The organism is Betaproteobacteria bacterium, from assembly GCA_016791345.1.
In the GTDB taxonomy this organism is placed as follows: Bacteria; Pseudomonadota; Gammaproteobacteria; order Burkholderiales; family JAEUMW01; genus JAEUMW01.
The window spans coordinates 1-7043 of the sequence record JAEUMW010000191.1 but is presented as its reverse complement, the minus strand read 5'-3'; the positions used below and the strand labels follow the sequence as shown (position 1 = coordinate 7043).

The following is a 7043-nucleotide window of genomic DNA, read 5'->3' as shown; positions in this document are numbered from 1 at the left end:
CTGCTGACCACCCACAGCGCGAGCCCCATCATCGCCATTCCGCTGGACGGCGAGGCGCAGACGCGCGAAGTCTGGGAGCAACTGATGGAACGCGGCGTCTATGTGGACGCCCTGGTTCCGCCGAGTGTCCAGAACGGCCAGGGTCTGCTTCGACTGAGCACGATGGCGACCCTCGAAGACCGTCACATCGACTTCGCCGCCGACGTCATTGCAGAGCTCGTGACCGAGGCGCGAAAGGCCAGCAGGAGGAATCCATGCGAGAATGACGCTGCGGCGCAGGCCGCACGCGCGCGCTGGCGACGCGCCGCCCGATGGCTGTCGGCGGTGCGCGCCGACGTCGTCACCCCGCCGCCGGAGTGCTGAAGACGTATCGAAGACGCGCGGCACATCTGTCCTTGCCCGCAATTCGTCGCTGCGCCGGGGGATTGGCGACCGGTCCCCACCCGCACCTTCCATGATCCCGGGATGAAACGCAAGAGTGTCGTCGAGCGCATCGCTGCCTTCAATCGTGGGCGCGATCCGGAACGGCTCACGCTCAAGTATCAGGCGATGCGCACGAACCCGCTGGCCTTCCTGCGCGGCACCTGCCATCTTTTCTACGATGCCCTGCCGCGTGCGCGGGTGCTGCGGGAAGCCCCTGCGGCGTGGATCTGCGGCGATCTGCACGTCGAGAACTTCGGTACCTACAAGGCGGACAACCGTCAGGTCTATTTCGACCTGAACGACTTCGACGAGGGCGCGCTCGCGCCGTGCACCTGGGATCTGCTGAGACTGGTGCTGAGCGCGCTGATCGCAGCCCGCTGCCTGGGCCTGCGCGGGAAGGCGCGCCGTGCCCTCGGATCTTCCCTCGTTTCCGCCTACGCCGATGCGCTCACGCTCGGCAAGGCCCGCTGGGTGGAGCGCGAGACGGCGCAAGGTCTCGTGCGCACCCTTCTGGACAACGTCCGCCACCGCGACAGAAAGAAGTTTCTGGACAGCCGGACCACGCGCGAACACGGCACGCGCAAGCTTCTGATCGACGGCAAGCGCACGCTCGCTGCAGCGCGTGCGGATTGCCGGCGCGTCATGGCGTTCATGCGAGATTTTGCGCGGGAGCAGGCAGATCCGGGGTTCTTCAAACCCCTGGACGCGGCGAGACGCGTCGCCGGAACCGGCAGTCTCGGCATCGAGCGTTACGTGGTGCTCATCGAAGGACGCGGCTCACCGGACGGCAATCTTCTTCTCGACCTCAAGCATCAGCCGAGGTCGGCGCTGCAACCGCATCTGAAGCTCGATCAGCCCCGATGGAAGAGTGAAGCCGACCGTGTCGTACAGGTCCAGCGGCGTGCCCAGGCCATTGCCCCCGCGTTTCTGCGCGCGGTCGAGATGGAAGGCAAGGCGTTCCTTTTCAAGGAGGCACAGCCCGTCTCCGACAAGATCTCGCTCATCGGCAGCGGCGTGAAGACCGACGAGTTGCAGCGGCTCATGGTGACGCTCGGGCACGTCGTCGCCTGGAGCCATCTGCGCACCGGCGGGCGCCAGGGTTCGGCGATCGCGGACGAACTCATCGCATACGGCAGCAAGGCCGGCTGGCAGCACGATCTGCTGCGCCTCGCGGACGAGATGGTGCCCGCCGTGGTCGAAGACTGGAAAGCGTTCCGCGCCGCCGATCTGTGACGGCCGGTGCGGCGTTCTGCCTCAGGCCAGCGCCTGGGCGACGGGTTGCGCCGTTTCCCGGAGAGTGGCCTTCCAGTCCTCGACGCGCCGCAGCCATTCGCTCGGGCGTCGCACGACGAGCGCCGGACGCCCCGCCAGGACGCGCCCTTCGTTTGCGTCCAGACAAACCCAGTCGCCCTCGGCGAACGCACGTCTGCCAACGCGGCAGCGCCGCGCCGCCATGTCGATGGCAAGCTCGCTGCAGCCCACGAGACAGACCTTGCCGAGCTGGCGCGCCACCACGGCAGCATGCGCGGTGCGCCCGCCCACGGCGGTCAGCACGCCGCGGCTCGCCGCGATACCCTCGATGTCGGACGTTGCGGCCTCGTCGCGCACGAGCACCACGTCATCGCCGGTCGCCGCCCAGCGCACTGCCGTCGACGCGTCGAGCGCGATGCGCCCGGATGCGATGCCGAGGCCCGCAGGCGTCGCCGACGCGAGCTTCTCGATCGACTGCGGATCCTCGAAATCCGTCTGCTGCACGCTGTCGAGGTCGATCGACGCCAGCCGCGTAAGCGCCTGCTGCGGTTCGATCAGCCCGGCATCCACCTGTTCCACCGCGATGCGCAGCGCGGCCCACGGAGTGCACTTGGCGGTGCGCGTCTGCAGCAGATAGAGTACGCCGTCCTCGATGGTGAACTCGAATTCCTGCGCGTCCTGAAAGCGGGACTCGAGGATGCGCGCCACGCGCTCCAGGTGGTCGACCGCTTCCGGAAGCAGCCGGCCGAGCGGCAGCTCCGCGCCGACCGTGCGCCGCCCTGCGACGACGTCCTCGCCCTGGGCGTTGAACAGGAAGTCCATGTACAGCGTGTTCTCGCCGGTGGAGGGATCGCGGGTGAACGCGACGCCGGCACCGGACATTCCCCCGGCATTGCCGAACACCATGCGCTGTATCGTCACCGCAGTTCCCATCGCGTCGTCGAGCCCCTGCGCCCGGCGGTAACTCGCCGCCCTGGGCGAGCGCCAGGAGCGGAATACGGCCAGTGCGGCCGCCTCGAGCTGCGTCATCGGATCCTGCGGAAACGGCGCCCCCGTCTGTTCCTCGAAGAGCGAAAGAAAATCGTGAGTCAGCGCCGACAGGCTGCGAAAGTCGATCTCCTGCGTGCTGACGGCACCGCAGTCGTCGAGGCAGCGCGCGAGGCGTGCCTCGAACGGGGCCGGCGGGCAGTCGTGCACGACCTCGGCGAAGCTCTGGACGAGACGCCGGTAGCAGTCCCACGCCAGGCGCGGATTGCCGGTTGCGCGCACCATCGCCTGCACCGTCTCGTCGTTCACGCCGACATCGAGCACGGTCTCCATCATGCCGGGCATCGACACCGGAGCGCCGCTGCGCACCGACACCAGCAGTGGCTTGCGCCGGCCACCGAACACGAGTGCGCTCTCGCGTTCGATGTGACGGATGCCTTCTGCCAGCACCTCGCGCAGGTTCGCGGGCGCCCGCCCGCCCGTTGCCTCGTAGTCTCGGCAGAACCCCGTCGACAGCACGAAACCTTGCGGCACTGGCAGTCCGGCGCTCGCCATTGCGGCGAGATTGGAGGCCTTGAAGCCCATTTCATCGACGCTGCCGAGTCGCGTCGGTTGCCCCTTGCCGCCAAGCAGATACACGGCCGAAGACGCGCGACCCGACGCTCTTTCCTTCATCGCGGACTCCTTCATTACGCCATCACCTCGGCCAGCACGTGGTCGCGAAACCTGAGGGCGACGCTCATGAGTTCGTCGGCGGCCTGCTCCAGATTCTTGCCGGTCTCCGACAGCACGTAGAGTTCACGAAAGCTGCTTGCCTTCGCCACCAGCACTGCTTCGGTCGCGCGCTGGGCGTCGTCGCATTCGTGCTCGAGGGCGACGATGCGGTAGATCCCCGCGAGGAAGTCCTGCATGTCCTCGCGCGGGATGCCTTCGCGGCCGAGCCGCGCCGTCGCCACGACCTTGACGTATTCCTGCGCTGCGGACAGCACCAGCCGCGAGAGACCTTCGAGCTGACGGCAGAGATCACCGCTGCCATCCTCGGGCAGCGTCGTCAGGCGAAACGCCGCGTCTTCGAGGCAGTCGGCCGCCTCGTCGGCCGCTTCGATGAGCTGCGACACGAATGCGCCCGAGTTGCTGCGGCGAAGCGCCGCGCGCGCGGACTGCACGAGCTCGTCCGCCTGCGACTCCCAGGCCTTGGCCCGCACCGCGTTGCGCCGGAACTGCTCCGGCCAGTCGGGCAGGCGGCCGCGCATGAGCGTGTCGCGCACCCCCGCGGCTACTTCCCAGACGAGCGCGGCGTGGTCCGCGGCCATCTCGAGCAGGCGCGCCTCGGCGCCGCGAAAGAAGCGCGCGAGTTCTGCCGCGACTTCGTCCTCGATCAGCGAAAGCTGCGTGCCCTGGCGCAGTCCCTCCGTCGCCGTGCGGAAGACAAACTGCACGAGCTGCCGCGCGTGGTCCCGTGACAAGAGATCCTGCAACTGCATGCCGGGCCGGTACTCGCCCTTGGCCGCCACGGCAAGCGCGCGGTAGATCAGCTCGTCGCCGCCGCACTTGAGAAAGCCCATGTGGCCGATCTCCTCGTCGGCCGCCCATTTCAGGATCTCCTGCACCTCGCTCTTGCCGAGCAGGCCGCGCAGCCGTTTGCGCGCCTTGTTCCAGTCGATGAGGAACACGAGACGCGAACCGAGGAACGCGAGGAACGCTTCGAGGTCGGCCCGATCGCGCGCCTCGTAGCGCGCAACGCACAGGTGATAGAGACCATCCTCCATCGCGCTGTCCTTGCGCGAGAGGATGTCGTCCCATCTGACATTCCAGTTGCCGAACAGCGATTCGAGGAAGGTCAGACGCTGCAGGTGCACGTCGGAGTAGAGCGTCGTGACGCCGAGCCCGGCGATGCGCACCACGATGACGTGAGCGTCGGTGGTGCCGATATCGTTCTGGATCACGACCAGACTGCCCGCGCGCGTCGCGGTCGTGCCCAGTCCCGGGTGATCGAACTTGAGCGACGCCGTGCGGTTGACCCCGCGCATGAAGGCCGCCACCAGCACACGGTCTTCCGGCTCCAGGCCGTAGGTCATGGCGCCGTCGACGGTCTCGGTGGCGAGCGCGGCCTGCAGCACATTCAGTTCCTTGTGCAGATCCATGACCAGGAGGTGTAGCGTGTCACCGCGATCGCGGTCGACACGCGTCATGTCGTCGATGCACGCGCCTTCGATCAGGTCGTCCTCGGGAACCGGCGTCGCCGCGAGCACCTGGAAGCGCGCCAGATAGTCGTGCGCGACATCGCCGTCCGCCACGGCCTCGAGCGGGACGATCATCTCGCGCACGGCATCGAGCGCGCGGTGGACGATCTCCTCCGAGTGCGGGATGAGATAGAGGGCTTCGGGGTTGCGCCGGCTGCCCGCGACGACGCTGTCGAGTTCAGTCTGATCGATGCCGCTCGCCAACCGCTCCTCGCGCAGATTCGAGAACGGTCGGTCGGGGCGGTCAGCGCGCGCCCGCGCGGTCTGCAGCAGCGACAGGAGATACTTCGCCCGGTTGTTTGCGCTCAGCGCTTCGTTGACGAGGGTTGGCAGCAGGAGCGCTTCCTCGCCCAGCGCGCCGACGATCTTGAGCTTCTCTGTCATGGCGGATAACGGTGGAGAAGCGGAAGCATAAGCGCTTCATGTGACAGCTTCGTTGCCAAGGCTGCCCTCCATGACCTCAAGGACTGGCGCCGGCCAGATCACCCTCGCCCTCCTTCGTCAGCGCCACTCGGCATCGAAGCCGGGCTGCAGCCGGTCGGAATCGTCGTCCTCGTCCTCATCGTCGTCGAAGTCTTCGTCCTCGGGATCGTTCGTGAGGTCGAGTTCGGCTGCCCATCCGGCCAGACAGCGACGCGTCGGGTCGATGTCGATCGTTGTGAATGTCATGCTGCTCCTCCTTGAGCTGCCCTCATGGCCTTCTCCACCTTATCCGTTCTGCGTTGCCGGAATGTGTCGCGCAGGCGGCGGCAAGCCACCCCCGCAACCGGGCGCCGCATTGCCGCGACACAAGTGTGGCCGCGAATGCGTGTGTGGTCCGTCGTGCGTCGGCCCGTCCTTAACAGGCTGTTAATCGTGTCTGTGCGCGAACGCATCGCCGGGCCTGCGGGAAGCATCTGCACGCAGAATGCGCTTGACCACCGGATCGTGCTCGAGGTCGCCCAGGTCGGCAGCGTCGATCACCCTGAACTCGTCGGCTTGCCAGCGGCTCGCGAGCGGCCAGCCGGGTGGTGCGGCGGCGTGCGCTTCGACGAGCTGGATCGTGTACTTTCCCGCTTCGCCGGTCCACCTGACGAGAGCCGGCAGGCCCAACACCTCGTTCCACCACACGTCGATCCGGTCGTGGCCGGCACCACCTCGATACACGACGACGGGGCCACCGGCCGCCCTGGTCGCCCGCACCCGCGCAAGCTTCGCCAGCAGATTGCGGTCGATCACGCTGCCGAGCGCGCGCCACTCCCTCTCCATGCCCATCGCGCGCAAGTCACCGGCATGATATTCGAGTATGAGACGCTCGTCGCGGAAGAGCCGCCGCATCGAGACGTCGCCACGCTCCGAGCGATCCCAGATCTCCGCTCGCCCCTCGCCGGCGGTCTCGACGCGATCGGGCGTGCGCACGAGGTACCAGTTGGACTTCGCGGTTACACGGCCGTTTGCATCCACGCCGACCGTCTCGTATCTCGCCGCGATCGACCGTGCCGGCGCGTCGTCACCCGCATGGGTCACTCCTGCGACAGCGGCCAGCATCACGACACCAATCCCGGCGGTAACGGTTCTCCAGATCATTGTCGACAGTCCGCTTCGGGAGGGGCCGCCCGATGGCGCCCCTCGGTCAGGAAAGGGTCAGAGGCCAAACGCTTCCTTCATGACGTGAAAGATCCAGTGCTGCTCCATCGCGCCGTGCACCAGATACGCCTTCGGGCCGGAGGCGTAGATCGCGACGTCTTCACCTGCGTGCGTTTCCGAGTTGAGCGGCACGACCGCCTCCGGCATGAAGGCCGGCACGGTCGTGTCGACGCCGTTCAGGTCCGGCCGGAAGGCACCGTTGGTAAACGAGGCCGGACTGTGCGGGAAGGTCTTGAGACCGGCCGGTTGCGCGTTGGATGCGCCTGTGTAGCCCGGGCCATTGGCATACGTCAGCGTGGTGTAGGGCAGGCCCAGCAGATCCTTGGAGAGCGTTGCCGGATCGCCGTCCTTCTGCGGCACTTCGGAGACCTTGCCCAGAATCGGATTTCCGCGATGCGGATAGCCACCGATGGTAAAGACGTGGCTGTGGTCGGCCGTGACGATGATGAGGGTCTCCCGCGGGTCGGTCATCTCGTAGGCCTTCCTGATCCCCCGGGCAAACTCGATGGTGTC

At 67.2% G+C, this 7043-nt stretch carries 7 protein-coding genes; 2 read left to right on the top strand and 5 right to left on the bottom strand.

What is annotated here, in order from left to right:
* Both JNK68_07300 and JNK68_07295 read left to right on the top strand, forming a co-directional pair.
* Positions 1–363 (top strand): hypothetical protein (locus tag JNK68_07300; protein ID MBL8540163.1); only part of this gene is annotated, 363 nt, incomplete at its 5' end.
* Between the two features lie 102 nt (positions 364–465).
* A complete protein-coding gene (locus tag JNK68_07295; protein ID MBL8540162.1) occupies positions 466–1656 on the top strand; it encodes a DUF2252 family protein in 1191 nt (396 codons plus the stop codon).
* Between the two features lie 21 nt (positions 1657–1677).
* Here JNK68_07295 and JNK68_07290 read toward each other — a convergent pair whose 3' ends face one another.
* From JNK68_07290 to JNK68_07270, 5 genes are all read right to left on the bottom strand, one after another.
* On the bottom strand, positions 1678–3336 hold the full coding sequence (locus tag JNK68_07290; protein ID MBL8540161.1) for a pyruvate, phosphate dikinase: 1659 nt from the start codon (positions 3334–3336) through the stop codon (positions 1678–1680).
* 14 nt (positions 3337–3350) lie between these two features.
* The gene (locus tag JNK68_07285; GenBank protein ID MBL8540160.1) at positions 3351–5288 is read right to left on the bottom strand and encodes a DUF47 family protein; all 1938 of its coding nucleotides are present in this window, start codon (positions 5286–5288) and stop codon (positions 3351–3353) included.
* 117 nt (positions 5289–5405) lie between these two features.
* The gene (locus tag JNK68_07280; protein MBL8540159.1) at positions 5406–5573 is read right to left on the bottom strand and encodes a hypothetical protein; all 168 of its coding nucleotides are present in this window, start codon (positions 5571–5573) and stop codon (positions 5406–5408) included.
* Positions 5574–5753: 180 nt separating this feature from the next.
* Positions 5754–6470 carry a hypothetical protein gene (locus tag JNK68_07275; GenBank protein MBL8540158.1) on the bottom strand — a complete coding sequence of 239 codons (717 nt, stop codon included), beginning with the start codon at positions 6468–6470 and terminating at the stop codon, positions 5754–5756.
* Between the two features lie 57 nt (positions 6471–6527).
* The coding region (locus JNK68_07270; GenBank protein MBL8540157.1) for an alkaline phosphatase at positions 6528–7043 on the bottom strand (516 nt) is incomplete at its 5' end.

Bases quoted from the DNA above. Each gene is read 5' to 3' on its own strand.
- JNK68_07290 (MBL8540161.1), bottom strand. From the start codon at position 3,336: ATGAAGGAAAGAGCGTCGGGTCGCGCGTCTTCGGCCGTGTATCTGCTT.
- JNK68_07280 (MBL8540159.1), bottom strand. From the start codon at position 5,573: ATGACATTCACAACGATCGACATCGACCCGACGCGTCGCTGTCTGGCC.
- JNK68_07285 (MBL8540160.1), bottom strand. From the start codon at position 5,288: ATGACAGAGAAGCTCAAGATCGTCGGCGCGCTGGGCGAGGAAGCGCTC.
- JNK68_07275 (MBL8540158.1), bottom strand. From the start codon at position 6,470: ATGATCTGGAGAACCGTTACCGCCGGGATTGGTGTCGTGATGCTGGCC.
- JNK68_07295 (MBL8540162.1), top strand. From the start codon at position 466: ATGAAACGCAAGAGTGTCGTCGAGCGCATCGCTGCCTTCAATCGTGGG.